The sequence below is a fragment of the Lentibacillus halodurans genome, assembly GCF_900112045.1.
Classification (GTDB): Bacteria; Bacillota; Bacilli; order Bacillales; family Amphibacillaceae; genus Lentibacillus; species Lentibacillus halodurans.
In genome coordinates, this window is the sequence record NZ_FOJW01000017.1 from 28,789 (window position 1) to 52,553 (window position 23,765).

The window sequence follows — 23,765 nt, forward strand, 5'->3', positions numbered from 1 at the left end:
ATGACATTGACAACAGAAACCCGGGATGGTAATATATTCAGGGTGCTTCCGATTATACTTGTTACTTTGGAGGATATGCGGATGTCTTATGAAAAAGTGACCCGGTTTCGATCAGAATTAATAATCGGAACGAAACAAACACTTAAAGCCATCAAACATGGGGCTGCAAGTGAAGTGTTTATTGCTGATGATGCAGAACAGCAAATCACACAAAAGGTGGAGCACTTGGCTCGAGCGTCAGGTGTGCCCTGCCATCGTGTGGACTCCAAGCGAAAACTTGGGGCTGCTTGTGGTATTGATGTAGATGCATCAGTTGCCGCAGTAAAACAATAAAGGTTTTGGCGATTTATCGCGAAAGCTTTGTTTTTTACGAAAAAATGAACCACCTGGATATGTGGTATTATGATTGCTTTTAAAATAGGTGGTTATCCGTGTATTGATTCATAAATGAGAAAGGAGGAAAATGGAAATGCCTACGATAAATCAACTTGTACGCAAAGGCCGTGTCAGTAAAGCTAAAAAATCTGACTCCCCGGCGCTGAACAAAGGGTACAACAGTTTCAAAAATCAATTTACAGACCAAGATGCACCGCAAAAACGTGGCGTATGCACCCGTGTCGGAACATTGACTCCGAAGAAGCCGAACTCAGCACTGCGTAAATATGCACGTGTTCGTTTGTCCAACAACATGGAAGTGACAGCATACATTCCTGGTATTGGACACAACTTGCAGGAGCATAGTGTTGTGCTGATCCGTGGAGGTCGTGTAAAAGACTTGCCGGGTGTTCGTTATCACATTGTACGTGGCGCCCTTGACACTGCAGGTGTTGAAGGTCGTGCACAAGGCCGTTCAAAATATGGTACCAAAAAACCAAAAGCTAAAAAATAACATGTTTGTGTAATAGATCATCGAAAGGAGGGGAATATATGCCACGTAAAGGACCAGTACCTAAACGCGATGTTTTGCCTGATCCGCTTTACAACTCAAAATTAGTCACCCGTTTGATCAACCAGATCATGATTCACGGGAAACGGGGGAAAGCACAGAAAATCCTCTATAATGCGTTCGAACTTGTTTCGGAAAGAAGCGGCCAGGACGCAATGGAGGTGTTTGAACAAGCGATGAAAAATGTCATGCCTGTTCTGGAAGTTCGTGCACGCCGTGTTGGTGGCTCCAACTACCAGGTGCCGATGGAGGTTCGCCCGGAACGTCGTCAGGCATTAGGTTTGCGTTATATTGTGAACTACTCACGTCTCCGTGGAGAGAAAACGATGGAAGAGCGTCTTGCTAATGAAATTCTTGATGCTTCGAATAATACCGGAGCGTCTGTTAAAAGACGTGAGGAATTACACAAGATGGCCGAGGCAAACAAAGCATTTGCTCACTATCGTTGGTAATCATAATTAAATAAAAGCTTTCAAGAGAAAGGAGAAGAATACATGGCTAGAGAGTTCTCCTTGGAAAAGACGCGTAACATTGGTATTATGGCTCACATTGATGCAGGAAAAACCACTACTACCGAGCGTATTCTTTTCTATACAGGACGCATTCACAAAATTGGTGAAACCCATGAAGGTGCATCCCAGATGGACTGGATGGAGCAGGAACAAGAGCGTGGCATAACGATCACCTCTGCTGCAACCACTGCCCAATGGAAAAATCACCGTATAAACATTATCGATACACCGGGACACGTGGATTTCACAGTTGAAGTTGAACGTTCTTTGCGTGTACTGGACGGTGCTGTTACGGTTCTTGACGCGCAATCAGGCGTGGAGCCGCAGACAGAAACTGTGTGGCGCCAGGCAACCACATATGGTGTGCCAAGAATTGTCTTTGTTAATAAAATGGATAAGGTTGGTGCAGATTTCATGTATTCAACCAATTCACTAAAGGAACGCCTGGGCGCTAATGCACATGCAGTGCAACTGCCAATTGGTGCTGAAGACAATTTCGAAGGTATCATTGACCTGATAACGATGCAGGCATATTACTATGAGGATGAACTTGGAACCCGCGCGGAAGCCCGTGAAATTCCTGCCGAGTATAAAGAAAAGGCCGAGGAATTGCGCGCTGAATTGATTGAGGCTGTAGCGGAAGTTGATGAAGATCTCATGATGCAATACCTTGAAGGAGAAGAGATCTCCAACGAAGATCTGAAAAAGGCCATCCGGACAGCAACATTAAATGTTGAATTCTACCCGGTATACTGTGGTTCAGCATTTAAAAACAAAGGTGTTCAACTCGTGTTGGACGGTGTCATTGACTATCTTCCAGCACCAACGGATGTACCGCCGATTGAAGGTTTCGACCCAAGTAGTGAAGAAGAGACAACACGTCCTTCTGATGATAAAGCATCATTTTCCGCGCTGGCGTTTAAAGTGATGACAGATCCATATGTCGGAAAGCTGACATTCTTCCGGGTATATTCCGGTACACTGGATTCCGGGTCATATGTCAAAAACTCTGTCAAAGATAAGCGTGAACGTGTAGGGCGTATTCTGCAGATGCATGCAAACTCCCGTGAGGAAATCAAGACAGTCTATGCCGGTGAAATTGCAGCTGGTGTCGGGTTGAAAGATACATCAACCGGGGATACGCTATGTGATGAAAAAGATCTTGTTGTTCTTGAATCCATGGACTTTCCGGAACCGGTTATTGACGTTGCTATTGAGCCAAAAACAAAAGCCGATCAGGATAAAATGGCGATTGCATTGGGTAAACTGGCGGAAGAAGATCCTACATTCAATACCGAAACAGATAACGAAACCGGTCAGACCATCATCTCTGGTATGGGGGAGTTGCACCTGGACGTCATCGTTAACCGCCTGAAAACCGAATTTAAAGTTGAAGCACAGGTCGGTGCACCACAAGTAGCCTATCGCGAAACGTTCCGCGGGTCTGCCGAGGTCGAAGGGAAGTTTATCCGACAATCCGGTGGACGTGGACAATACGGTCATGTTTGGGTTAAATTTGAACCAAATGATGAAGGTGCAGGCTACGAATTCGAAAATAAAATCGTCGGTGGTGTTGTACCGCGCGAATATATACCATCCGTTGATACAGGGATACAGGAAGCAATGGAAAATGGTGTGTTGGCCGGTTATCCACTGATTGATGTGAAGGCAACATTATATGATGGAAGTTACCATGACGTTGACTCGAACGAAATGGCCTTTAAAATTGCCGGATCGATGGCACTCAGAGAGGCTAAAACCAAGTGTAAGCCAGTCTTGCTTGAACCAATGATGAAAGTTGAAGTTGTCGTTCCTGAAGAATATATGGGTGACATCATGGGTGACGTTACATCCCGCCGCGGACGTGTAGAAGGTATGGAACCACGCGGGCCCGCACAGGTTGTCAGGGCATTCGTACCGCTTGCCGAAATGTTCGGTTATGCGACATCATTGCGCTCGAACACCCAGGGACGCGGAACTTTCACGATGCACTTTGATCACTATGAAGAAGTGCCAAAGAGCATATCTGAAGAAATTATTAAGAAAAATGCGGGAGAATAATTGATTTTTTTCGCAAACTGACGTATAACTTTTATTGAAGGCTAAGAATAAGCATGATCGGTTTATTCTTGGCTGCACATAAAATTTCAAAAAATACTTTTATATTCATTAAAGGAGGAACTATACATGTCTAAAGAAAAGTTTGATCGCTCAAAAAGTCACGTGAATATTGGAACAATTGGACACGTTGACCATGGCAAAACTACTTTAACTGCAGCTATCACGTCTACATTGCATAAAAAATCCGGTAAAGGTACAGCAATGGCATTTGATCAAATCGACCATGCGCCGGAGGAAAAAGAACGCGGTATTACCATCGCGACATCTCACGTAGAATATGAGACTGATTCCCGTCACTACGCACACGTTGACTGCCCGGGACACGCTGACTATGTTAAAAACATGATCACTGGAGCAGCACAAATGGACGGCGCTATTTTGGTCGTATCTGCTGCTGACGGTCCAATGCCGCAAACTCGTGAACACATTCTGCTTTCACGTAACGTTGGTGTTCCGGCGATTGTTGTATTCCTTAACAAAGTTGACATGGTTGATGACGAAGAACTTCTTGAACTCGTTGAAATGGAAGTCCGTGATCTTTTGACTGAATATGACTTCCCTGGAGATGATATTCCAGTCGTAAAAGGTTCAGCTTTGAAAGCACTTGAAGGCGATGCAGAATATGAGGAAAAAATCTATGAACTGATGTCAGCGGTCGACGAATATATCCCAACTCCGGAACGCGATCATGACAAGCCATTCATGATGCCTGTTGAGGACGTATTCTCCATCACTGGCCGTGGTACCGTTGCAACTGGCCGTGTTGAACGCGGAACAGTTAAAGTTGGTGATGAAGTAGACATCGTTGGTCTCGCTGAAGATCTAGGCAAAACAACTGTAACAGGTGTGGAAATGTTCCGTAAGTTGCTTGACTATGCTGAAGCTGGTGATAACATCGGTGCATTGCTTCGCGGTGTTTCACGTGAGGACATCAACCGTGGTCAGGTTTTGGCAAAGCCAGGTTCCATTACACCACATACAAAGTTCAAAGCAGAAGTCTATGTATTGTCCAAAGATGAAGGTGGACGCCATACACCATTCTTTGCCAATTACCGTCCGCAGTTCTACTTCCGTACGACTGACGTAACTGGTGTTATCACACTTCCGGAGGGCGTTGAAATGGTAATGCCTGGAGATAACATTGAAATGGAAGTTGAATTGATTTCACCAATTGCCATTGAAGATGGTACCCGTTTCTCTATCCGTGAAGGCGGACGTACCGTTGGATCTGGCGTTGTAACAGAAATCCAGGAATAAACGTTTTATGTGAGTTTTCCGGATCCGGGTCTTAAAACAGGCAGCACACAAGCGCTGCCTGTTTTTCTTTACTGTATTCTATCGGAATGGCAGTTGAACCATCATCCAATGCGTCGCAGTTTATTTAAATTGTGAGAATTAATATTATGAAAAGATCCTGTTCGATAAAAAAACTACTCCATCCCTTGCATTCAGCGTCATAAGTTTGTATAATACATAGATGTGCAATCTCATAATCACGCAATAAAAGGTTGCATTGACCAGATATTTTTTATATACTATTAATGTTGGTCAAAAAAGCGATGAAGTGAAAGGTTGTTGATACACCCGGCCCCTTTGCCATGGCTGGCTATCAAGAAATTTTCATGGAGCAGCACTATTATAAAATAGGCGAAAAGGAGGGAAAATAATGGCAAAAGAGAAGATTAGAATTCGGTTAAAAGCGTATGACCATCGCATTTTAGATCAATCAGCCGAGAAGATTGTGGACACAGCAAAACGTTCCGGCGCAAATGTCTCCGGACCAATACCATTGCCTACAGAAAAATCTGTTTACACGGTATTGCGTGCCACGCATAAGTATAAAGATGCACGTGAACAGTTTGAAATGCGTACTCATAAACGTTTAATCGATATTGTCAACCCAACACCGCAGACAGTCGATTCGTTAATGCGTCTTGACTTGCCATCAGGTGTTGATATTGAAATTAAACTATAAACAATTGATAATTATAGGAGGTGTAACGGATGACGAAAGGAATCTTAGGCCGCAAAATCGGCATGACACAGCTCTTTTCAGAAGAGGGTGAATTAACACCGGTAACTGTCATTCAAGCTGAGCCTAACGTCGTTCTTCAAAAAAGAACACTTGAAAACGATGGCTATGAAGCACTACAACTCGGTTTTGCAGAGAAAAAGGAATCACGTTCAAATAAAGCGGAAAAAGGTCATGCTGAAAAAGCAAACACAACCCCTAAGCGCTACGTTCGTGAAATCCGTAACGCAAATCCTGATGAATATGAAGTTGGTCAGGAAATAGGCGTTGATGCTTTTCAGGCAGGCGATAAGATTGATGTGACAGGAACAACTAAAGGGAAAGGTTTTCAGGGCGCTATCAAACGTCATGGTCAGCAGCGCGGTCCGGAAACACACGGCTCACACTATCATAGAAAGCCGGGTGCATTGGGAGATATTAACTCGATGCGTGTTTTCAAGGGTCAGACAATGCCTGGTCAAATGGGCGGCAAACAAGTCACCATTCAAAACCTTGAGGTTGTAAAAATAGATACTGAACGAAATCTATTATTGATCAAAGGAAATATTCCTGGTGCAAAGAAATCATTCGTCAGAATAACGAGTGCAATTAAGGCTAATTAATCATACAGACGAAGGGAGGATATGTCATGCCTAAAGTAGCACTATTAAAACAAGACGGGATCCAAGCCGGAGATATGGAATTGAATGATTCTGTATTCGGTATTGAGCCCAATACACATGTATTGCATGAAGCTGTCGTTATGCAGCGCGCGTCACTGCGCCAAGGTACACATGATGTGAAAAACCGTTCGGAAGTAAGCGGCGGAGGACGCAAACCATGGCGTCAGAAAGGCACAGGCCGTGCTCGTCAAGGTTCCATCCGTGCACCGCAATGGGTAGGCGGCGGAACTGTTTTTGGCCCAACGCCACGCAGCTACAGTTATAAGCTGCCAAAAAAAGTCCGTCGTCTAGCGCTTAAATCAGCTTTGTCTTCTAAGGTACAAGACGATAATCTGGTTGTTTTGGAAGACATCGCGATTGATGCTCCGAAAACGAAAGAAATCGTGAAAATGCTTGATGCATTGAATGTTGATACAAAAGTGCTGATTGTAACAGCTGACAAAGATGAGAATGTGATTCGTTCGGCAAACAATCTTCCAAATGCACAAGTGATGACTGTAGAAAAAATGAATGTATTGGACTTGCTGATGCATGACAAGCTCATCATTACAAAAGATGCAGCTGAAAAAGCAGGGGAGGTGCTTGCACAATGAAAGACCCGCGTGATATTTTAAGGCGCCCCGTCATAACAGAACATTCTGCCGACCTGATGTCGGAAAAGAAATATACGTTTGAAGTAAATCCAAAAGCGAACAAGACAGAAATTAAAGATGCTGTTGAACTTGTTTTTGATGTCAAAGTAGAACGTGTCAATACCATGAATCTTAAAGGTAAATTCAAGCGGATGGGCCGCTATGGCGGTTTTCGTCCAGACCGTAAAAAAGCGATTGTGCAGCTTTCGGAAGACAGTAAAGAACTGGATTTCTTTGAAGGCTAAATAAACAGAATGTGAAGGAGGGAAAAAAGATGGCGATCAAAAAATTCAAACCAACGTCAAATGGTAAACGTAATATGTCTGCGTCCGACTTTGCAGAAATTACAACGAAAACCCCGGAAAAGTCTCTGTTAAGCCCGCTATACAAACGCGGCGGACGTAATAACCAGGGAAAAATGACAGTTCGTCATCAAGGCGGCGGCCATAAGCGTCAGTACCGCATAATTGATTTTAAACGCGACAAAGATGGCATACCAGGGCGCGTTGCTACGATCGAATATGATCCGAACCGCTCAGCCAATATTGCATTAATCCATTATGCAGATGGGGAAAAACGTTATATATTGGCCCCGAAAGGTTTGAAAACAGGACAGGAAATTCAGTCTGGAGCAGATGCAGACATCAAAATGGGTAATGCCTTGCCATTAAAGGATATCCCAGTTGGTACAATCATTCATAACATTGAATTGAAACCGGGACGCGGTGCTCAGTTGGTACGCTCAGCTGGTGCTGATGCACAGGTTTTGGGACGGGAAGACAAATATACACTCGTCCGTCTGACATCAGGAGAAGTTCGTTTAGTGTTATCCGCATGCCGTGCTACAATCGGGCAAGTTGGTAATCTTGAAAACGAATTGGTCCGTGTCGGTAAAGCAGGTCGTTCACGCTGGTTAGGCAAGCGCCCGACTGTTCGCGGCTCTGTCATGAACCCTAACGATCACCCGCATGGTGGTGGTGAAGGACGTGCACCAATCGGTCTTAAGTCACCAGTGTCACCGTGGGGCAAACCAACCATCGGATACAAGACACGAAAGCGCAATAAGCCTTCGAACAAATATATTGTACGTGAACGCAAACGCAAAAAATAACCGTATATTCTGACGGAGAAAAAATCGTCGTTAATTGCGAAAGGAGGTTTATCCATGGGTCGGAGCTTGAAAAAAGGACCTTTTGCAGATGACCATCTCTTGAAAAAAGTTGAAAGTTTAAATGAAGCCGATAAAAAACAAGTCATTAAAACTTGGTCACGCCGTTCAACGATTTACCCTAATTTTGTCGGGCATACCATTGCTGTTTATGACGGGCGGAAACACGTACCCGTTTACGTAACAGAAGATATGGTCGGTCATAAATTGGGTGAATTTGCCCCATCCCGTACGTTTAAAGGGCATGCCGGTGATGATAAGAAAACAAAACGCTAATGAGAGGAGGCACTCTACATGCAAGCAAAAGCCGTTGCGAAATCTGTTCGTATTGCTCCTCGTAAAGTTCGTTTAGTCGTAGATTTGATTCGAGGAAAAGAGATTGGTGAAGCCATCGCCATTTTGCGTCATACACAACGTGGTGCTTCACCAGTCGTAGAAAAGGTTTTGAATTCTGCTGTTGCGAATGCAGAACACAATTATGAAATGGAACCAGACAATCTGGTCATTTCAGAAGCATTTGTCGATGAAGGCGTCACATTGAAACGTTTCCGTCCACGTGCACAAGGACGTGCAAGCCAAATCAACAAACGCACCAGTCATGTGACAATCGTGGTAACAGAAAAGAAGGAGGGATAGTCAGTGGGTCAAAAAGTAAATCCTAAAGGTCTTCGCGTCGGCGTTATCCGTGATTGGGAATCGAAGTGGTATGCCGGCAAGGACTATGCAGACTTACTACATGAAGACATTAAAATCAGAGAATATCTCGAAAACCGCCTACGCACAGCTGCTGTTTCGCATATTGACATTGAACGTGCCGCAAACCGTGTTAATATCACGATTCATACCGGCAAACCGGGAATGGTAATTGGTAAAGGCGGATCTGAAGTGGAAGCACTGCGAAAATCACTAAACAGCCTGACAGGCAAACGGGTTCACATCAACATTGTCGAAATCAAGAAGGTAGACTTGAACGCCACATTAGTTGCTGAAAACATAGCCCGTCAGCTGGAAAATCGTATTTCGTTCCGCCGTGCACAAAAACAATCGATTCAACGTGCGATGCGCGGAGGAGCAAAAGGTATTAAAACACAAGTTTCCGGACGTTTGGGCGGCGCTGATATTGCCCGTGCGGAACATTACAGTGAAGGAACTGTTCCATTGCACACATTGCGTGCTGATATTGACTATGGCACAGCAGAAGCAGACACGACTTATGGTAAACTTGGTGTCAAAGTGTGGATCTATCGTGGAGAAGTCCTTCCAACAAAAAATGATAATTAAGGAAGGGGGACATGCATTATGTTAATGCCTAAACGTGTTAAATTTCGTAAACAGCACCGTGGCCGTATGAAAGGTCAAGCAAAAGGTGGAACAACAGTAGCTTTTGGTGAATATGGACTGCAGGCTGTTGAGCCAACCTGGATCACTAGCAGACAAATTGAGGCAGCCCGTATCGCCATGACACGTTACATGAAACGTGGCGGTAAAGTTTGGATCAAAATATTTCCTGACAAACCATATACTGCAAAACCCCTTGAAGTTCGTATGGGTTCCGGTAAAGGTGCCCCTGAAGGCTGGGTAGCAGTTGTCAAACCAGGAAAGATCATGTTTGAAATCGCAGGTGTATCGGAGGAAGTGGCTCGTGAAGCATTACGGCTTGCTTCTCATAAACTGCCGATTAAAACGAAATTTGTAAAACGTGAAGATATTGGTGGTGAAACAAATGAAAGCTAATGAAATTAGAGAATTAACCACTGCCGAAATTGAACAAAAAGTCAAATCGTTAAAAGAAGAACTATTTAATTTACGCTTTCAATTAGCAACCGGCCAATTGGAGAACACTGCACGGATCAGTGAAGTGAAAAAAACAATTGCCCGCATGAAAACCGTCGTACGTCAACGTGAATTAAGCGTCAATAATTAACCTGAGAGGAGGTTAGCCTCATAATGAGTGAACGTAATAATCGTAAAGTATACACAGGCCGTGTCGTATCAGATAAAATGGACAAAACCATCACTGTTCTGGTTGAGACGTATAAGTTCCATAAACTGTACGGCAAGCGCGTCAAATATTCTAAGAAGTTCAAGACACATGATGAAAATAACCAAGCCAAGGTTGGCGACGTTGTTCAAATCATGGAAACCCGTCCGCTATCAGCTACTAAGCGGTTCCGTCTAGTTAAAATCGTTGAAGAAGCGGTCATTATCTAATTAAAGTTCGCTCGGTAGTTATCCGAAGGGAGGTCTCAAGCGTATGATTCAGCAAGAAACCAGTTTGAAAGTTGCAGATAACTCTGGTGCGCGTGAAGTAAAAACTATCAAAGTTCTGGGCGGTTCAGGACGAAAAACAGCTAATATTGGTGACGTCATTGTTTGCACGGTAAAAGAAGCAACACCAGGAGGCGTTGTCAAAAAAGGCGAGGTAGTCAGAGCCGTTATTGTCCGTTCGAAATCAGGTGTACGCCGAAATGACGGATCCTATATTCGTTTTGATGAAAATGCTGCAGTAATTGTCCGTGACGATAAAGGTCCACGTGGTACTCGTATTTTTGGACCAGTTGCGCGTGAATTACGTGACGCCAGATTCATGAAAATCGTATCCCTGGCTCCGGAAGTATTATAAGTTAATCATGAAATGCCTTGTATAGGGAGGTGCGTCAAACATGCATGTAAAAAAAGGTGATAAAGTTAAAGTAATCTCCGGTAAAGACCGCGGAAAAGAAGGAACGATTTTAGAAGCCTATCCGAAAAAGGAACGTGTTTTGGTAGAAGGGGTCAATATGATCAAAAAACACGCAAAGCCTTCACAGGATAATCCGCAAGGTGGAATTCTTAACCAGGAAGCAGCCGTTCATGTTTCCAATGTCATGCTAGTTGATCCGAAATCCGGTGAACCGACCCGCGTCGGTTATGAAAATCGTGATGGAAAAAAAGTCCGTATCGCTAAAAAATCCGGAGAAGCAATCGATAAATAGTTCGCAGGCGAAAGGAGGGCGACATGATGAACGAATTGAAACAACAATATCAAGATGAAGTATTGCCATCTTTGATGAATAAATTTGATTATGATTCTGTTATGCAGGCACCAAGCATCGAGAAAATCGTTATTAACATGGGTGTCGGTGATGCCGTTCAAAATTCTAAAGCATTGGATAATGCAGTTGAGGAACTTGCATTGATTACCGGACAAAAACCAGTCGTAACTCGTGCCAAAAAGTCAATTGCCGGATTCCGTCTGCGTGAAGGGATGCCAATTGGAGCCAAAGTGACACTTCGAGGTGACCGGATGTATGAGTTTCTGCAAAAACTTATTGCTGTATCACTTCCGCGTGTCCGTGACTTCCGCGGTATTTCCAAGAAGGCTTTTGATGGCCGCGGCAATTACACATTAGGTATTAAAGAACAACTGATTTTCCCGGAAATTAATTACGATAAAGTAAGCAAAGTGCGTGGTATGGATGTTGTTATCGTCACAACTTCGAATACGGATGAAGAAGCACGTGAATTGTTGACTCAGCTTGGCATGCCTTTTCAAAAATAAGAAAGGGTCGTTAAGAGCTAATACAAGGAGGGAAAATTGTGGCGAAAAAATCAATGATTGCGAAACAAAAACGCCCGCAAAAATTTAAAGTGCGCGAATACACAAGGTGCGAACGTTGTGGCCGTCCGCATTCTGTAATCCGCAAATTTAAACTTTGCCGTATTTGTTTCCGTGAACTGGCCTATAAAGGGCAAATTCCTGGTGTTAAAAAAGCAAGCTGGTAAACCCCGATTCGGGAAGGAGGTAATGTAGTAATGGTTATGACAGATCCAATTGCAGATATGTTGACTCGTATTCGTAATGCCAACATGGTACGTCATGAAAAGTTGGAGCTTCCGGCTTCGAACTTGAAGAAAGAAATCGCTGATATCCTGAAACGTGAAGGATTTGTACGTGATTATGAATTCATTGAAGATAACAAACAAGGTATTCTGCGTATATTCCTGAAGTACGGTGCAAATGATGAACGCGTCATTACAGGTATCAAACGTATCAGTAAGCCCGGATTACGTGTATATGCAAAAGCCGATGAAGTACCTCGTGTACTGAATGGTTTAGGTATTGCTATCGTGTCAACATCAAATGGTGTACTTTCCGACAGAGAAGCACGCACACAGGCTGTCGGCGGCGAAGTACTGGCATATGTTTGGTAATTTAAACATTTAAGACAGGAGGTGTAAGGATGTCCCGTATCGGACTGAAACCAGTAGAAATTCCTGAGGGTGTAGATGTAAAACTTGATGGAACGACCATTACGGTGAAAGGCCCAAAAGGTGAAATGACAAGGGATCTTCACCCGGATATGAAAATCGTTGTGGAAGATAATGTACTGACTGTTGAGCGCCCGAGTGAGCATAAGGAACATCGTGCACTGCACGGTACAACCCGCAGCCTGATCGCTAATATGGTAGAGGGTGTCCACAACGGATTCGAGAAAGCTCTTGAGATCACCGGTGTCGGTTATCGTGCTCAAAAGCAAGGCGATAAAATCGTTGTCAATGCAGGTTATTCGCATCCAGTTGAAGTAGAACCAATTGAGGGTATTGAAATTGATGTACCGCAAAACACACGAGTTGTTGTGAAAGGAATCGATAAAGAATTGGTCGGTGCAGTTGCCGCAAACATTCGGGCAATCAGACCACCTGAGCCTTATAAAGGCAAAGGGATCCGCTATGAAAACGAGTATGTACGCCGTAAAGAAGGTAAAACTGCTAAGTAAGGCAAGTTAGGGAGCAGAAAGGAGTGACCTTGATGATCACAAAACCTGACAAAAACGATGTACGCAAAAAAAGACACGCGCGCGTCCGCAAGAATGTCTTTGGGACAGAAGAGCGCCCGCGTCTGAATGTGTACCGTTCAAATAAACACATTTATGCACAATTAATTGATGATAATGCTGGTGTTACTGTGGCAAGTGCTTCTACCAATGATAACGAATTAAGCCTCGAGGCTACAGGTAATGCAGAGGCAGCGAAGCAAGTAGGCGAACTGGTTGCAAGTCGTGCGAAAGATAAAGGATATCATGCTGTTGTATTTGATCGTGGAGGCTACCTTTATCATGGACGTGTGAAAGCATTGGCAGATGCTGCTCGCGAGGCCGGTCTAGAATTTTAATTGTGAAATAAAGGAGGGACATAGATGCATACTAGCATTGATCCAAACAAATTAGATCTTGAAGAACGTGTTGTTGCAATTAACCGCGTTGCGAAAGTCGTAAAAGGTGGACGAAATTTCCGCTTTGCTGCACTGGTTGTTGTCGGCGATAAAAATGGTCATGTAGGCTTTGGGACCGGAAAGGCTAAAGAGGTGCCGGAAGCCATTAAGAAAGCTGTTGACGATGCGAAGAAAAATCTGATAGAGGTGCCAATAGTCGGAACAACGATCCCGCACGAAATTCATGGACAATACGGATCAGGAAATGTATTGCTGAAACCAGCTACAGAAGGTACGGGAGTTATATCCGGCGGCCCTGTGCGTGCTATCCTTGAGCTTGCAGGTGTCGGCGATATCCTGACTAAATCACTTGGTTCCAATACACCAATCAACATGATTCGTGCAACATTAAACGGTTTATCAAATTTGAAAACGGCAGAAAACGTAGCTAAACTACGCGGCAAATCTGTAGAAGAACTGTTAGGATAAGGAGGGAATAACTATGTCTAAACAATTAGAGATCACCCTCATGCGCAGTATTATCGGCCAAACAGAAAGACAACGTCAGACTATACAATCACTGGGTTTGAAAAAAATTCGTCAATCTGTCGTACGTGAAGACACACCAGCCGTACGTGGTATGATCGATAAAGTATCCCATCTCGTAACGGTTAAAGAAGTGTAATGATTTTATAGCGTAAGAGGAGGTGTACACAATGAAACTTCATGAGTTAAAGTCATCAAAAGGAAGTCGTAAAAAGCGCAATCGCGTTGGCCGTGGAATGTCCTCCGGCAATGGAAAAACATCCGGTAGAGGGCATAAAGGGCAAAAAGCACGTTCCGGCGGCAATACCCGCCCAGGCTTTGAAGGCGGACAAATGCCTTTGTTCCAGCGCCTGCCCAAACGCGGATTTACCAATGTTCACCGTAAGGAATTTGCTATTGTAAACTTGGATGCTTTAAATCGTTTTGAAGAGGGCACGGAAATTACACCTGAGCTATTACTTGAAGAAGGTGTCGTCAGCAAACCGAAATCCGGCATTAAAGTGCTTGGAAAAGGAAATGTTGAAAAAAAATTCACTGTAAAAGCTCATAAGTTCTCTGCTTCAGCGAAAGAAGCAATCGAAGCAGCGGGCGGTCAAACAGAGGTGGTTTAATGTTCCGTACAATCTCCAATTTTATGCGAGTAGGCGATATCAGACGGAAGATTGTTTTCACATTATTAATGTTAATTGTTTTCCGTCTTGGTACATTTATTCCAGTACCATATACAAATAGAGACGCCATTGATTTTATGAACCAACAAAATGTTTTCGGCTTTTTAAACACATTTGGCGGCGGGGCATTGCAGAATTTCTCCATTTTTGCAATGGGGATTATGCCTTACATTACAGCGTCCATCATTATGCAGCTCTTGCAGATGGATGTCGTGCCAAAGTTCACTGAGTGGAAAAAGCAAGGCGAAATGGGCCGTAAAAAAATTGCCCAGGTTACCCGCTATGGAACGGTTGTCCTTGCATTTATCCAGGCGATTGCCATGTCGATCGGTTTCAATGCGATGGCCGGGGGCATGCTGATAAGTGAACCGAGTGTGTGGAAGTTTCTTGTGATTGCGATCATACTGACAAGTGGAACAGCATTTTTGATGTGGCTGGGCGAACAGATCACAGCAAATGGCGTCGGCAACGGCATTTCCATTCTCATTTTTGCCGGGATTGTTGCGGCGGTTCCAAATGGCGTGAATCAATTATACAGTCAGTATTTCGTTGATGCTGGTGATGAATTATTCATCAACATTGTCATTGTCGCATTAATCGCATTGGTAGTAGTGGCAGTTACTGTCGGTGTTATCTTTATCCAGCAGGCACTGCGCAAAATACCAATCCAATACGCCAAAAAACTGGTGAATCGGTCACCGGTTGGTGGCCACTCGACGCATTTGCCGCTGAAAGTTAATGCTGCAGGCGTTATCCCGGTCATCTTTGCAATTGCATTTATTATTGCGCCAAGGACAGTCGCAGGACTTTTTGAAGGTAATGAAATAGCAGCAACAATCGAAACCATTTTTGATTATACCCAGCCAGTTGGGATGGTCATCTATGTAGGGTTGATTATTGCGTTTACGTATTTCTACACATTTGTTCAGGTTAACCCGGAACAAATGGCCGAAAACCTGCAAAAACAAGGCGGATATATTCCGGGTATACGTCCTGGCCGCAATACAGAAACGTATCTCACACGTGTCATGTACCGGCTGACATTTGTAGGGGCACTCTTTTTAGCAGCGGTTTCTGTGCTGCCTATTGTTTTAGGCGGTCTTGCAAATCTGCCTCAGGCAGTACAAATCGGCGGCACAAGCTTATTGATCGTTGTAGGTGTAGCCCTGCAGACAATGAAACAATTGGAAAGCCAGCTGGTGAAACGGCATTACAAAGGTTTTATTAAGTAAAGCAAGCTGCCAATGAGAGCGAGGGGAAAGTATTGTTGAATTTAATCTTGATGGGTTTGCCGGGTGCTGGCAAAGGAACACAGGCAGAGAAAATTAATGAAGCATATCACATCCCTCATATTTCAACAGGAGATATGTTCCGTTTAGCGATTAAGGAAGGAACTGAACTCGGCAGGAAGGCTAAAGAATATATGGATCAGGGCGCACTGGTTCCAGATGATGTGACAATCGGAATCGTAAAAGAACGTCTGAGTAAAGATGACTGCAAGAATGGATTCCTGTTGGACGGATTTCCGCGGACGATTGCTCAGGCTGAGGCCTTACAATCCTTATTGAACGAAATGGGTACATCAATTGATTATGTATTACATGTGGATGTACCGGAAGAACATTTAGTAGAGCGTCTGACGGGCCGCAGAGTTTGTCCGACATGTGGAGCAACTTATCATGTTATCTATAATCCTCCTGAACAAGCGGGAAGATGTGACCATGACGGTTCCGAATTAATACAGCGCGAAGATGATCAGGCCGACACAGTGAAAAACCGCCTTGAAGTAAACCTGAAGCAGGCGAAGCCGTTATTGGATTTCTATCATGATAAAGGATCACTTGTAACCATTAATGGTGATCAGGAAATTGATCAGGTATTTCAAGATATTCAATCAGCAATCGAAAAATAAATTTTCAGGCTGTATACCGAATAGATGCATTCCGGCGCAGATAACGGTATAATGGTTGCCGTGGGTATAATTTATGACAATCTGTTTATGATCCAGTATGAGCGTGATGTGAACTGATAAAGGAAATCATGTGATTATCGGACGATGTTGGTTGTGAAATTTAAAGCCTAAGTGAAGGTGATCGTTGTTGAACGAAGCTGATTCGATTCCGCGAATAGGTCAAGTTGTTCGTATTTTGCAAGGACGCGAAGCAGGTCAATACGCGGTTGTGCTGAAACTGATCGATAACCGGTATGTCTTGCTGGCAGATGGGGAAAAACGTAAATATGATCGGCCAAAGAAAAAGAATCTGCATCATATTGAAGTGATGGATTATATATCTCCAGAAGTCCAAAACAGCCTTCTAGAAACCGGTCGTGTCACAAATGGCAAATTGCGGTTTGCCGTAACGAAATTTATGAATGAACTTGTGACTGATTAGAAGAAGGGAGATCAACACGATGGCTAAAGACGATGTAATTGAAGTGGAAGGTACCGTAACTGAAACGCTACCGAATGCCATGTTTAATGTGGAACTGGAAAACGGCCATACGGTATTAGCCCACGTTTCCGGCAAAATCCGTATGCATTTCATCCGCATTTTACCTGGTGACAAAGTAACGGTAGAACTCTCACCGTATGACTTAACCAAAGGGCGAATTACGTACCGTTATAAATAGACTCGCATGAGCTCCGATATAAAAGGAGGTAAAGATGATGAAAGTCAGAGCATCTGTAAAACCAATTTGTGAGAATTGCAAAGTCATTAAGCGAAAAGGCAAATTAATGGTGATTTGCGATAATCCGAAACACAAGCAAAAACAGGGCTAAGAAACCGCTGACCGCGGATTTCAGAAGTCTGACATAAGAGGCCGGATTGAAGTGAATCGGTCAGAGTACCGATCTAAAAAATATTAAACAGGAGGTGCTAATAAACTATGGCACGTATTGCAGGTATCGATATCCCACGTGACAAACGTGTGGTTATTTCGCTGACGTATATTCATGGAGTCGGAAAAAGCACTGCCCAGGAGATTCTTAAAGAAGCAGGTGTTTCCGAGGATACGCGTGTACGCGATCTGACAGAAGATGAATTAAGCAGTATCCGTAAAGCAATCGGCGATTATTCCGTTGAGGGTGATCTCCGCCGTGAAACATCTCTTAACATTAAGCGCCTGATTGAAATCGGATCTTACAGAGGGATCAGACATCGCCGTGGGTTGCCATTGCGTGGTCAAAAAACGAAAAACAACTCACGAACACGTAAAGGTCCTCGTCGTACGATGGCAAACAAGAAAAAGTAATGTAAAGGAGGGTGAACATCAATGGCACGCAAACCAAATACAACACGTAAACGTCGTGTGAAAAAAAATATTGATACGGGTATAGCACATATCCGTTCCACATTTAATAACACGATTGTAACCATTACAGATGTAAAAGGGAATTCGATCGGATGGAGCTCTGCAGGTGCACTTGGTTTTAAAGGTTCCCGTAAGTCAACACCATTCGCTGCACAAATGGCGGCTGAAACGGCTGCAAAAAATGCAGTCGATAACGGTATGAAATCGCTGGAAGTAACGGTTAAAGGGCCTGGTGCCGGTCGTGAAGCAGCAATTCGTTCATTGCAGGCAGCTGGATTGGAAGTTACCGCGATTCGTGATGTAACACCAGTTCCGCATAATGGCTGCCGCCCGCCAAAACGTCGTCGTGTATAATTGTACCGTATAGAATTTGTCACCCTGTCTATAATGGGTTATGATAGCTAAAAATATAAGTTCGAAAAGGAAAATCAACCTGCCCTTTTTGCAGCAATTGCCAAAGCATGTCAATAGGCGCTTCTTATCCTTTTTGATCAAACCTGATACAGCAAGACAGAGACAAAGGTATACCAAGAATTCTTAGCGCAGAAACGCCAACTGCCTATTTGGGGAATTTCGGTTAGACATTGTTGGCCGTCTAACCGGGATTTCGACGTTTTAAAGGAGGGTTTTACAGAATGATCGAAATTGAAAAGCCGGGAATAGAAACGGTAGAGATCACCGATGATGCTACATTTGGGAAGTTCGTCGTCGAACCGCTTGAACGTGGATATGGTACTACTCTAGGAAACTCCTTGCGTCGTATTTTGCTATCCTCACTTCCAGGTGCTGCTGTTACTTCAGTTCAAATCGATGGTGTGCAACACGAATTTTCAACAATCGAAGGGGTTGTTGAAGATGTGACATCCGTTATTTTGAACTTGAAAAAGCTTGCACTGAAAATTTATTCTGATGACGTGAAGACATTGGAGATTGATGTGCAGGGAGAAGGAAAAGTTACGGCTGCAGATTTGACATATGATAGCGATGTGGAGGTATTAAATCCGGATCTGGCAATTGCCACTATCAACGGCAATGGAAGTCTGCATATGAAGATTACGGCAGAGCGCGGCCGCGGTTATCGTCCAGCTGAAGCAAATAAACGTGATGAACATCCAATTGGCGTTATTCCAATTGATTCCATTTTTACACCGGTCTCACGTGTCACATATCAGGTGGAGAATACCCGAGTCGGGCAAATAACAAACTATGATAAGCTGACAATGGATGTATGGACCGATGGAAGCATCCGCCCTGAAGAAGCCGTCTCTTTAGGTGCAAAAGTGTTTAATGAACATCTTAATATTTTTGTCGGCTTGACTGATGAAGCGCAAAAAGCAGAAATCATGGTTGAAAAAGAAGAGGATCAGAAAGAAAAAGTCATGGAAATGACCATCGAAGAACTTGATCTGTCTGTAAGATCCTATAATTGCTTGAAACGTGCCGGGATTAATACTGTTCAAGAGCTTTCCAATAAATCGGAAGAAGATATGATGAAAGTGCGTAACCTGGGCCGCAAATCGCTGGAAGAAGTAAAAGAGAAACTGGCAGATTTAGGTTTAGGATTGCGTGATGACGACTAATGTAACAAATGCGGAAGCGACCAGTTAGCTACGTACGGACTGCGCCTGCGCGTCGCAGGTGGATCGGCGTTGCCGCGCATCGCGGCGGGTTTAGCTGAACTTCCCTACTAGCCGCAGTCAAACATCACAAGGATGTTCGACTAAGAACCCCACGTCCTTGGCAACGTCGAACTTACCTGCATCCTGCAGGCCCGGGCGAGAGAAGTAGTGCTAATCGCTGGGAGCTGGACGTGACTAAAGTTATTTAGTCATGACGCACAGAGAATTGACTATAGAAGTCAATAGCAACAGTAAAAGGGAGGGATAGTCCATGGCCAGAAAATTAGGTCGTACAACAGACCATCGTATGGCAATGCTTCGAAACCTTGCTTCTGATTTAATTATCCATGAGCGGATTGAAACGACAGAGGCAAAGGCTAAAGACCTGAAATCAACAGTAGAAAAAATGATTACGCTTGGCAAACGTGGTGATCTTCATGCACGTCGCCAGGCAGCAGCTTTCCTGTATGACCAGGAGGCAAACGAAGACGAAAAAGTTATTCAAAAACTGTTCGATGACATCGCTGCCCGCTATGAGGACAGACAGGGCGGCTACACACGTGTCCTTAAGCTGGGGCCGCGTCAAGGCGATGGAGCAAAAATGGCAATTATCGAACTTGTTTAATGCAGGCGATACGATAAGGGCAGGACAGAATCTCTTCCGAGAGGTGAATCCAAGCCCTTTTTTTGCATTAAAGCACGTCCGTTAACTTTAAAGAAGATGATTTCTTCAAGATGTTTTTATTCATTGTTACTTAAATTTCGAACTCACTGCAAGATGAACCAGTAGAGGGAAATATGTGGGGACTCCTGCAGAAAAACAAGCCAATTGAGACCTTGCAGTGTGGGACGAGCGAGGAGGCTCAATGGTTCGTTCGCGGAAAGTGACGAGGACACATCCACCGAGTAAGCTGCGAGTTGTGAGGAGCGTACGCTTCGCAGAAACACTTTGCACCGCGACGAGCACCAAGCATATTTCTCTCTGTGCTCTTCATGCCATACAGCAATCTTTTACGAAGACAGCCTACGAAAGAATAGGTCTTTAACGGCGCTGAGAAAGAAGGGGAGCGGAGATGCGAAATAAACTAGTCGAGTTTAGAAATGTATCATTCAGATACGGTGAAGAGCAGCCCTGGGTATTAAAAAATTGTTCATTTGAAATCTACGAGAATGAAGCGATTGCGATTATCGGTCATAATGGATCAGGCAAGTCCACCATTGCGAAATTGATGAATGGTCTGCTGTTTCCACAAGAAGGCCAAATTATCATTAATGGTCGAAATGTAACACACGACTCCATATGGGAGATTCGCCAGGACGTCGGAATGGTTTTTCAAAATCCGGACAACCAGTTTGTCGGTACAACTGTACAGGACGACGTCGCTTTTGGGATGGAAAACCGCGGTATTCCAAGAGATGAAATGGTAAAGCGGATGAATGAAACGCTATCAGCAGTTGGTATGCAGGAATACCGATTAACTGAGCCGCACAAACTTTCGGGAGGTCAGAAACAGCGGGTGGCGATCGCAAGTGTACTGGCTATTTTTCCGCAAGTGCTTATTCTGGATGAAGCAACCGCTATGCTTGATCCAAGGGGCAGGACAGAAATTATGAAGACCGTAGCAAGTGTCCAGGAGGAACGTCACCTTTCCCTGATTACCATCACCCATAATCTTCAGGAAGTCGTCCAGGCAGAACGTGTCATTGTGATGAATCAAGGGGAGATATGGGATGAAGCGACACCAAGAGAGATTTTTGCAAAAAGGACGGAGCTGCGCGAAATCGGACTGGATATCCCATTTGTTGCAGCTCTGTCTGACGAACTGCGAAAAACAGGCTTACCGGTTGCAAATGAAGTCCTAAATCACGAAGAACTGCTGGAGGAACTATGGATATCACGTTCAACAATGTAAGTTATATTTATCAGGAAAAAACACCTTTTGCACACAAGGCACTTGCAAATCTATCATTTTATATCCCAGCCGGTTCTTTTACAGCGATAATCGGTCATACAGGCTCCGGGAAATCGACCCTGATTCAGCATCTGAATGGATTAGTACGTCCAAGTGAAGGGGAAGTTACCATTGGTGATTACCGTATAACCAGTGATGAAAAACCCGACAACATGAAAACGTTGCGCAGCCGTGTTGGGGTTGTTTTTCAGTATCCGGAGCATCAATTATTTGAGGAAACAGTCAGAAAGGATATCGCATTTGGTCCGGAAAACTTTGGAGCTCCCCAGGATGCAATTGAAGAGCGAATTGAGGAGATTACACCTCAAGTTGGCTTGACAGAAGAGTTGCTCGAGCGTTCTCCGTTTGATTTGAGCGGCGGCCAAATGCGCAGGGCAGCGATTGCCGGCGTACTGGCCACAAAACCGGACGTGGTTGTATTGGATGAGCCGACAGCAGGTCTTGATCCGCGGGGACAGCAAGAGATGATGGACATGTTTTATGATCTGCATAAACGAGAGGGTCTGACAACAATCCTTGTAACGCATAGTATGGAACATGCTGTACAATATGCCGATAACGTGATCATTTTAAATGACGGCACAAAATATATGGAAGGTAACCCAACAGACATACTGATACAAAAAGACGCACTTCACAAAGTACAGCTTGATGTCCCGGAAATGGTACAGTTTCTCAATGCTTTTTCGGAAAAATTCGGCCACGATATCCCTTTCCGGCGGCAATCCCCGGCCGACCTTGCTTGGGAGATCCGGCAAATTCTGAAGGGGGCCGGATCGGATGAATAATACATTGATTATTGGTCAATATGTGCCCGGAGAATCCCTTCTTCACCGTCTCGATCCAAGGACGAAGATAACCATCATTTTTTTCTTTGTTTTCATTGTATTTTTGGCCAATTCGGTATTAAGCTATAGTGTATTAACGATTTTTGCACTTGGCAGTATGCTTGCGACGAGAATTCCAGTCCACTATATTTTAAAGGGACTGACGCCGGTATGGTTTCTGATCGTATTTACGTTTATACTGCATTTGGTTGTCACGAATGAAGGAGACGTTTTAATCGATATTTTCGGATTCAGCATTTATTCAGGAGCACTCATACAAGGTTTTGCCATATCGATGCGATTTTTTCTGCTTATTCTCGTGACATCGCTGCTGACATTAACCACTACACCGATTGAAATAACCGATGCAATTGAAGACATGCTTCATCCGTTAAAAAAGGTACGATTTCCGGTTCATGAATTGGCGCTGATGATGTCCATTTCATTGCGGTTTATCCCGACACTCATGCAGGAAACCGAAAAAATATCAAAAGCACAAGCATCACGCGGCGTTGATTTCCGTACCGGGCCGATAAAAGAACGCATTAAAGCCGTGGTTCCATTACTTGTTCCACTGTTTGTCAGTGCGTTCAAGCGGGCGGAGGAACTGGCAATGGCGATGGAAGCACGCGGATATCAGGGCGGCGAGGGACGGACGAAGCTGCGCGAATTAAAGTTTGAACTGCGAGACTTCCTGATATTTGTAGTATTTATTACAGTTGTGACGGCATTATTTTTCACCAGACATTATTGAGAAAGGGCTGGAAAGACGTGACGAAGATGAAATGTGTCATTAGCTATGATGGTACAAATTTTTCAGGCCTGCAGATCCAGCCGCGGAACCGGACGATCCAAGGAGAAATGGAAAAGGCCCTGGCGAAAATTCACAAAGGTGAGCATATCCGGGTTTATGCATCAGGCAGAACAGATAAGGGTGTTCATGCAAAAGCACAGACCTTGCATTTCGAATCAGATTATACACTCTCACCGGCTGACTGGAAGCGGGCACTGAATACGGTGCTCCCGCCTGATATATATGTGAATGATGCAGCACAAGTGCCGGATTCGTTTCATGCCCGTTTTGATGTGATAGAAAAGGAATATCGGTATTATATATTTAATGAACTGGAACCCGATGTTTTTAAACAACATTATGTGTACCACTATCCGTATACTTTGGATGTGGCAAAAATGCAAGAATCCGGGCAGTATTTTGAAGGCTTGCATGACTTCACCACATTTTCGTCGGCGAAAGCAGATATCAAAGGCAGCAAGATACGTCATTTATATGAAGTTTCCTGTCATCATGACGGAAGCCGGATCGAATTTATCCTAAGAGGAAACGGCTTTTTATATAATATGGCTCGTATCATTGTCGGAACCCTCCTGGATGTTGGAAGGGGCAAACGACAGCCGTCTGAAATCGAAGAGCTGTTTGGCAAAAAAGAACGGCAGTCTGCTGGAGACACCGTGCCTCCTCAAGGGTTGTATTTGTGGAATGTGAAGTATGAGGAAAGATGATAGTCTGTGAAATACAAGAAAGATAC

39 protein-coding genes are annotated in these 23,765 nt (G+C 44.1%); all 39 read left to right on the forward strand.

Annotated elements, in window-relative coordinates; genetic code table 11:
- Positions 1-81 precede the first annotated feature (81 nt).
- The gene (locus BM195_RS16015; protein WP_090240968.1) at positions 82-333 is read left to right on the forward strand and encodes a ribosomal L7Ae/L30e/S12e/Gadd45 family protein; all 252 of its coding nucleotides are present in this window, start codon (positions 82-84) and stop codon (positions 331-333) included.
- Between the two features lie 136 nt (positions 334-469).
- Positions 470-889 carry a 30S ribosomal protein S12 gene (rpsL, locus tag BM195_RS16020; protein WP_090240869.1) on the forward strand — a complete coding sequence of 140 codons (420 nt, stop codon included), beginning with the start codon at positions 470-472 and terminating at the stop codon, positions 887-889.
- Positions 890-927: 38 nt separating this feature from the next.
- The gene (rpsG, locus tag BM195_RS16025; protein ID WP_090240871.1) at positions 928-1,398 is read left to right on the forward strand and encodes a 30S ribosomal protein S7; all 471 of its coding nucleotides are present in this window, start codon (positions 928-930) and stop codon (positions 1,396-1,398) included.
- A gap of 42 nt (positions 1,399-1,440) precedes the next feature.
- Positions 1,441-3,519 (forward strand): elongation factor G, encoded by a 2,079-nt coding sequence (gene fusA / locus BM195_RS16030; RefSeq protein WP_090240873.1) that lies wholly within the window; start codon positions 1,441-1,443, stop codon positions 3,517-3,519.
- A gap of 126 nt (positions 3,520-3,645) precedes the next feature.
- Positions 3,646-4,836 carry an elongation factor Tu gene (gene tuf / locus BM195_RS16035; RefSeq protein ID WP_090240875.1) on the forward strand — a complete coding sequence of 397 codons (1,191 nt, stop codon included), beginning with the start codon at positions 3,646-3,648 and terminating at the stop codon, positions 4,834-4,836.
- A 409-nt stretch (positions 4,837-5,245) separates the two neighbouring features.
- On the forward strand, positions 5,246-5,554 hold the full coding sequence (rpsJ, locus tag BM195_RS16040) for a 30S ribosomal protein S10 (protein ID WP_090240877.1): 309 nt from the start codon (positions 5,246-5,248) through the stop codon (positions 5,552-5,554).
- A 29-nt stretch (positions 5,555-5,583) separates the two neighbouring features.
- Entirely contained in the window at positions 5,584-6,213 is a 630-nt protein-coding gene (gene rplC, locus BM195_RS16045; protein ID WP_090240879.1) for a 50S ribosomal protein L3, read from the forward strand.
- 26 nt (positions 6,214-6,239) lie between these two features.
- On the forward strand, positions 6,240-6,866 hold the full coding sequence (rplD, locus tag BM195_RS16050; protein WP_090240881.1) for a 50S ribosomal protein L4: 627 nt from the start codon (positions 6,240-6,242) through the stop codon (positions 6,864-6,866).
- The gene (gene rplW, locus BM195_RS16055) at positions 6,863-7,150 is read left to right on the forward strand and encodes a 50S ribosomal protein L23 (RefSeq protein WP_090240883.1); all 288 of its coding nucleotides are present in this window, start codon (positions 6,863-6,865) and stop codon (positions 7,148-7,150) included. The genes rplD and rplW overlap by 4 nt, the downstream gene beginning before the upstream one ends.
- Before the next feature lie 29 nt (positions 7,151-7,179).
- A complete protein-coding gene (rplB, locus tag BM195_RS16060; protein ID WP_090240885.1) occupies positions 7,180-8,016 on the forward strand; it encodes a 50S ribosomal protein L2 in 837 nt (278 codons plus the stop codon).
- 54 nt (positions 8,017-8,070) lie between these two features.
- Positions 8,071-8,349 carry a 30S ribosomal protein S19 gene (gene rpsS / locus BM195_RS16065; RefSeq protein WP_090240887.1) on the forward strand — a complete coding sequence of 93 codons (279 nt, stop codon included), beginning with the start codon at positions 8,071-8,073 and terminating at the stop codon, positions 8,347-8,349.
- 18 nt (positions 8,350-8,367) lie between these two features.
- On the forward strand, positions 8,368-8,709 hold the full coding sequence (gene rplV / locus BM195_RS16070; protein WP_090240889.1) for a 50S ribosomal protein L22: 342 nt from the start codon (positions 8,368-8,370) through the stop codon (positions 8,707-8,709).
- A gap of 3 nt (positions 8,710-8,712) precedes the next feature.
- Complete coding sequence (gene rpsC, locus BM195_RS16075) at positions 8,713-9,354, forward strand: 30S ribosomal protein S3 (protein ID WP_090240891.1); 642 nt, start codon at positions 8,713-8,715, stop codon at positions 9,352-9,354.
- Between the two features lie 18 nt (positions 9,355-9,372).
- Positions 9,373-9,807 (forward strand): 50S ribosomal protein L16, encoded by a 435-nt coding sequence (gene rplP, locus BM195_RS16080; RefSeq protein WP_090240893.1) that lies wholly within the window; start codon positions 9,373-9,375, stop codon positions 9,805-9,807.
- On the forward strand, positions 9,797-9,997 hold the full coding sequence (gene rpmC, locus BM195_RS16085) for a 50S ribosomal protein L29 (RefSeq protein ID WP_090240895.1): 201 nt from the start codon (positions 9,797-9,799) through the stop codon (positions 9,995-9,997). Before rplP ends, rpmC begins: the two co-directional genes overlap by 11 nt.
- A 23-nt stretch (positions 9,998-10,020) precedes the next feature.
- Positions 10,021-10,284 carry a 30S ribosomal protein S17 gene (gene rpsQ / locus BM195_RS16090; protein ID WP_090240897.1) on the forward strand — a complete coding sequence of 88 codons (264 nt, stop codon included), beginning with the start codon at positions 10,021-10,023 and terminating at the stop codon, positions 10,282-10,284.
- A gap of 43 nt (positions 10,285-10,327) precedes the next feature.
- Positions 10,328-10,696: a 50S ribosomal protein L14 gene (gene rplN / locus BM195_RS16095; protein WP_090240899.1), complete on the forward strand. Its 369-nt coding sequence runs from the start codon at positions 10,328-10,330 to the stop codon at positions 10,694-10,696.
- Positions 10,697-10,736: 40 nt separating this feature from the next.
- A complete protein-coding gene (gene rplX, locus BM195_RS16100) occupies positions 10,737-11,048 on the forward strand; it encodes a 50S ribosomal protein L24 (protein ID WP_090240901.1) in 312 nt (103 codons plus the stop codon).
- Between the two features lie 26 nt (positions 11,049-11,074).
- Entirely contained in the window at positions 11,075-11,614 is a 540-nt protein-coding gene (gene rplE / locus BM195_RS16105; protein WP_090240903.1) for a 50S ribosomal protein L5, read from the forward strand.
- A 38-nt stretch (positions 11,615-11,652) separates the two neighbouring features.
- Positions 11,653-11,838, forward strand: a complete 186-nt coding sequence (locus BM195_RS16110) for a type Z 30S ribosomal protein S14 (RefSeq protein WP_077324032.1) — start codon at positions 11,653-11,655, stop codon at positions 11,836-11,838.
- Positions 11,839-11,868: 30 nt separating this feature from the next.
- Positions 11,869-12,267: a 30S ribosomal protein S8 gene (gene rpsH / locus BM195_RS16115; protein WP_090240905.1), complete on the forward strand. Its 399-nt coding sequence runs from the start codon at positions 11,869-11,871 to the stop codon at positions 12,265-12,267.
- Between the two features lie 29 nt (positions 12,268-12,296).
- Entirely contained in the window at positions 12,297-12,833 is a 537-nt protein-coding gene (rplF, locus tag BM195_RS16120) for a 50S ribosomal protein L6 (protein WP_090240908.1), read from the forward strand.
- A gap of 32 nt (positions 12,834-12,865) precedes the next feature.
- Positions 12,866-13,228 (forward strand): 50S ribosomal protein L18, encoded by a 363-nt coding sequence (rplR, locus tag BM195_RS16125; protein WP_090240911.1) that lies wholly within the window; start codon positions 12,866-12,868, stop codon positions 13,226-13,228.
- 24 nt (positions 13,229-13,252) lie between these two features.
- Positions 13,253-13,756: a 30S ribosomal protein S5 gene (rpsE, locus tag BM195_RS16130; protein WP_090240913.1), complete on the forward strand. Its 504-nt coding sequence runs from the start codon at positions 13,253-13,255 to the stop codon at positions 13,754-13,756.
- A 13-nt stretch (positions 13,757-13,769) separates the two neighbouring features.
- Complete coding sequence (gene rpmD, locus BM195_RS16135) at positions 13,770-13,952, forward strand: 50S ribosomal protein L30 (protein WP_090240915.1); 183 nt, start codon at positions 13,770-13,772, stop codon at positions 13,950-13,952.
- Between the two features lie 31 nt (positions 13,953-13,983).
- The gene (gene rplO / locus BM195_RS16140; RefSeq protein ID WP_090240917.1) at positions 13,984-14,424 is read left to right on the forward strand and encodes a 50S ribosomal protein L15; all 441 of its coding nucleotides are present in this window, start codon (positions 13,984-13,986) and stop codon (positions 14,422-14,424) included.
- Complete coding sequence (gene secY, locus BM195_RS16145; RefSeq protein WP_090240918.1) at positions 14,424-15,716, forward strand: preprotein translocase subunit SecY; 1,293 nt, start codon at positions 14,424-14,426, stop codon at positions 15,714-15,716. Before rplO ends, secY begins: the two co-directional genes overlap by 1 nt.
- Positions 15,717-15,751: 35 nt before the next feature.
- The gene (locus tag BM195_RS16150) at positions 15,752-16,396 is read left to right on the forward strand and encodes an adenylate kinase (protein WP_090240921.1); all 645 of its coding nucleotides are present in this window, start codon (positions 15,752-15,754) and stop codon (positions 16,394-16,396) included.
- Between the two features lie 187 nt (positions 16,397-16,583).
- The gene (locus tag BM195_RS16155; RefSeq protein WP_090240922.1) at positions 16,584-16,877 is read left to right on the forward strand and encodes a KOW domain-containing RNA-binding protein; all 294 of its coding nucleotides are present in this window, start codon (positions 16,584-16,586) and stop codon (positions 16,875-16,877) included.
- A gap of 19 nt (positions 16,878-16,896) precedes the next feature.
- Positions 16,897-17,115 carry a translation initiation factor IF-1 gene (infA, locus tag BM195_RS16160; protein ID WP_010529010.1) on the forward strand — a complete coding sequence of 73 codons (219 nt, stop codon included), beginning with the start codon at positions 16,897-16,899 and terminating at the stop codon, positions 17,113-17,115.
- Between the two features lie 37 nt (positions 17,116-17,152).
- Positions 17,153-17,266, forward strand: a complete 114-nt coding sequence (rpmJ, locus tag BM195_RS16165; RefSeq protein WP_090240924.1) for a 50S ribosomal protein L36 — start codon at positions 17,153-17,155, stop codon at positions 17,264-17,266.
- A gap of 107 nt (positions 17,267-17,373) precedes the next feature.
- Complete coding sequence (rpsM, locus tag BM195_RS16170; RefSeq protein WP_090240926.1) at positions 17,374-17,739, forward strand: 30S ribosomal protein S13; 366 nt, start codon at positions 17,374-17,376, stop codon at positions 17,737-17,739.
- Positions 17,740-17,760: 21 nt separating this feature from the next.
- Complete coding sequence (rpsK, locus tag BM195_RS16175; protein WP_090240928.1) at positions 17,761-18,153, forward strand: 30S ribosomal protein S11; 393 nt, start codon at positions 17,761-17,763, stop codon at positions 18,151-18,153.
- A 281-nt stretch (positions 18,154-18,434) separates the two neighbouring features.
- Positions 18,435-19,379 carry a DNA-directed RNA polymerase subunit alpha gene (locus BM195_RS16180; RefSeq protein ID WP_090240930.1) on the forward strand — a complete coding sequence of 315 codons (945 nt, stop codon included), beginning with the start codon at positions 18,435-18,437 and terminating at the stop codon, positions 19,377-19,379.
- A gap of 310 nt (positions 19,380-19,689) precedes the next feature.
- The gene (rplQ, locus tag BM195_RS16185) at positions 19,690-20,043 is read left to right on the forward strand and encodes a 50S ribosomal protein L17 (RefSeq protein ID WP_090240932.1); all 354 of its coding nucleotides are present in this window, start codon (positions 19,690-19,692) and stop codon (positions 20,041-20,043) included.
- Between the two features lie 448 nt (positions 20,044-20,491).
- The gene (locus BM195_RS16190; protein WP_090240934.1) at positions 20,492-21,331 is read left to right on the forward strand and encodes an energy-coupling factor ABC transporter ATP-binding protein; all 840 of its coding nucleotides are present in this window, start codon (positions 20,492-20,494) and stop codon (positions 21,329-21,331) included.
- On the forward strand, positions 21,307-22,179 hold the full coding sequence (locus BM195_RS16195) for an energy-coupling factor ABC transporter ATP-binding protein (protein ID WP_090240936.1): 873 nt from the start codon (positions 21,307-21,309) through the stop codon (positions 22,177-22,179). The genes BM195_RS16190 and BM195_RS16195 overlap by 25 nt, the downstream gene beginning before the upstream one ends.
- A complete protein-coding gene (locus tag BM195_RS16200; RefSeq protein WP_090240938.1) occupies positions 22,172-22,972 on the forward strand; it encodes an energy-coupling factor transporter transmembrane component T family protein in 801 nt (266 codons plus the stop codon). The genes BM195_RS16195 and BM195_RS16200 overlap by 8 nt, the downstream gene beginning before the upstream one ends.
- Positions 22,973-22,998: 26 nt before the next feature.
- Positions 22,999-23,739, forward strand: coding sequence for a tRNA pseudouridine(38-40) synthase TruA (gene truA, locus BM195_RS16205; protein WP_342028043.1), 741 nt, complete (start codon positions 22,999-23,001; stop codon positions 23,737-23,739).
- The last annotated feature ends 26 nt before the right edge of the window (positions 23,740-23,765 follow it).

Bases quoted from the DNA above. Each gene is read 5' to 3' on its own strand.
- BM195_RS16015 (WP_090240968.1), top strand. From the start codon at position 82: ATGTCTTATGAAAAAGTGACCCGGTTTCGATCAGAATTAATAATCGGA.
- rpsL (WP_090240869.1), top strand. From the start codon at position 470: ATGCCTACGATAAATCAACTTGTACGCAAAGGCCGTGTCAGTAAAGCT.
- rpsG (WP_090240871.1), top strand. From the start codon at position 928: ATGCCACGTAAAGGACCAGTACCTAAACGCGATGTTTTGCCTGATCCG.
- fusA (WP_090240873.1), top strand. From the start codon at position 1,441: ATGGCTAGAGAGTTCTCCTTGGAAAAGACGCGTAACATTGGTATTATG.
- tuf (WP_090240875.1), top strand. From the start codon at position 3,646: ATGTCTAAAGAAAAGTTTGATCGCTCAAAAAGTCACGTGAATATTGGA.
- rpsJ (WP_090240877.1), top strand. From the start codon at position 5,246: ATGGCAAAAGAGAAGATTAGAATTCGGTTAAAAGCGTATGACCATCGC.
- rplC (WP_090240879.1), top strand. From the start codon at position 5,584: ATGACGAAAGGAATCTTAGGCCGCAAAATCGGCATGACACAGCTCTTT.
- rplD (WP_090240881.1), top strand. From the start codon at position 6,240: ATGCCTAAAGTAGCACTATTAAAACAAGACGGGATCCAAGCCGGAGAT.
- rplW (WP_090240883.1), top strand. From the start codon at position 6,863: ATGAAAGACCCGCGTGATATTTTAAGGCGCCCCGTCATAACAGAACAT.
- rplB (WP_090240885.1), top strand. From the start codon at position 7,180: ATGGCGATCAAAAAATTCAAACCAACGTCAAATGGTAAACGTAATATG.
- rpsS (WP_090240887.1), top strand. From the start codon at position 8,071: ATGGGTCGGAGCTTGAAAAAAGGACCTTTTGCAGATGACCATCTCTTG.
- rplV (WP_090240889.1), top strand. From the start codon at position 8,368: ATGCAAGCAAAAGCCGTTGCGAAATCTGTTCGTATTGCTCCTCGTAAA.
- rplP (WP_090240893.1), top strand. From the start codon at position 9,373: ATGTTAATGCCTAAACGTGTTAAATTTCGTAAACAGCACCGTGGCCGT.
- rpmC (WP_090240895.1), top strand. From the start codon at position 9,797: ATGAAAGCTAATGAAATTAGAGAATTAACCACTGCCGAAATTGAACAA.
- rpsQ (WP_090240897.1), top strand. From the start codon at position 10,021: ATGAGTGAACGTAATAATCGTAAAGTATACACAGGCCGTGTCGTATCA.
- rplN (WP_090240899.1), top strand. From the start codon at position 10,328: ATGATTCAGCAAGAAACCAGTTTGAAAGTTGCAGATAACTCTGGTGCG.
- rplX (WP_090240901.1), top strand. From the start codon at position 10,737: ATGCATGTAAAAAAAGGTGATAAAGTTAAAGTAATCTCCGGTAAAGAC.
- rplE (WP_090240903.1), top strand. From the start codon at position 11,075: ATGAACGAATTGAAACAACAATATCAAGATGAAGTATTGCCATCTTTG.
- rpsH (WP_090240905.1), top strand. From the start codon at position 11,869: ATGGTTATGACAGATCCAATTGCAGATATGTTGACTCGTATTCGTAAT.
- rplF (WP_090240908.1), top strand. From the start codon at position 12,297: ATGTCCCGTATCGGACTGAAACCAGTAGAAATTCCTGAGGGTGTAGAT.
- rplR (WP_090240911.1), top strand. From the start codon at position 12,866: ATGATCACAAAACCTGACAAAAACGATGTACGCAAAAAAAGACACGCG.
- rpsE (WP_090240913.1), top strand. From the start codon at position 13,253: ATGCATACTAGCATTGATCCAAACAAATTAGATCTTGAAGAACGTGTT.
- rpmD (WP_090240915.1), top strand. From the start codon at position 13,770: ATGTCTAAACAATTAGAGATCACCCTCATGCGCAGTATTATCGGCCAA.
- rplO (WP_090240917.1), top strand. From the start codon at position 13,984: ATGAAACTTCATGAGTTAAAGTCATCAAAAGGAAGTCGTAAAAAGCGC.
- secY (WP_090240918.1), top strand. From the start codon at position 14,424: ATGTTCCGTACAATCTCCAATTTTATGCGAGTAGGCGATATCAGACGG.
- infA (WP_010529010.1), top strand. From the start codon at position 16,897: ATGGCTAAAGACGATGTAATTGAAGTGGAAGGTACCGTAACTGAAACG.
- rpmJ (WP_090240924.1), top strand. From the start codon at position 17,153: ATGAAAGTCAGAGCATCTGTAAAACCAATTTGTGAGAATTGCAAAGTC.
- rpsM (WP_090240926.1), top strand. From the start codon at position 17,374: ATGGCACGTATTGCAGGTATCGATATCCCACGTGACAAACGTGTGGTT.
- rpsK (WP_090240928.1), top strand. From the start codon at position 17,761: ATGGCACGCAAACCAAATACAACACGTAAACGTCGTGTGAAAAAAAAT.
- BM195_RS16180 (WP_090240930.1), top strand. From the start codon at position 18,435: ATGATCGAAATTGAAAAGCCGGGAATAGAAACGGTAGAGATCACCGAT.
- rplQ (WP_090240932.1), top strand. From the start codon at position 19,690: ATGGCCAGAAAATTAGGTCGTACAACAGACCATCGTATGGCAATGCTT.
- BM195_RS16190 (WP_090240934.1), top strand. From the start codon at position 20,492: ATGCGAAATAAACTAGTCGAGTTTAGAAATGTATCATTCAGATACGGT.
- BM195_RS16195 (WP_090240936.1), top strand. From the start codon at position 21,307: ATGGATATCACGTTCAACAATGTAAGTTATATTTATCAGGAAAAAACA.
- BM195_RS16200 (WP_090240938.1), top strand. From the start codon at position 22,172: ATGAATAATACATTGATTATTGGTCAATATGTGCCCGGAGAATCCCTT.
- truA (WP_342028043.1), top strand. From the start codon at position 22,999: ATGAAATGTGTCATTAGCTATGATGGTACAAATTTTTCAGGCCTGCAG.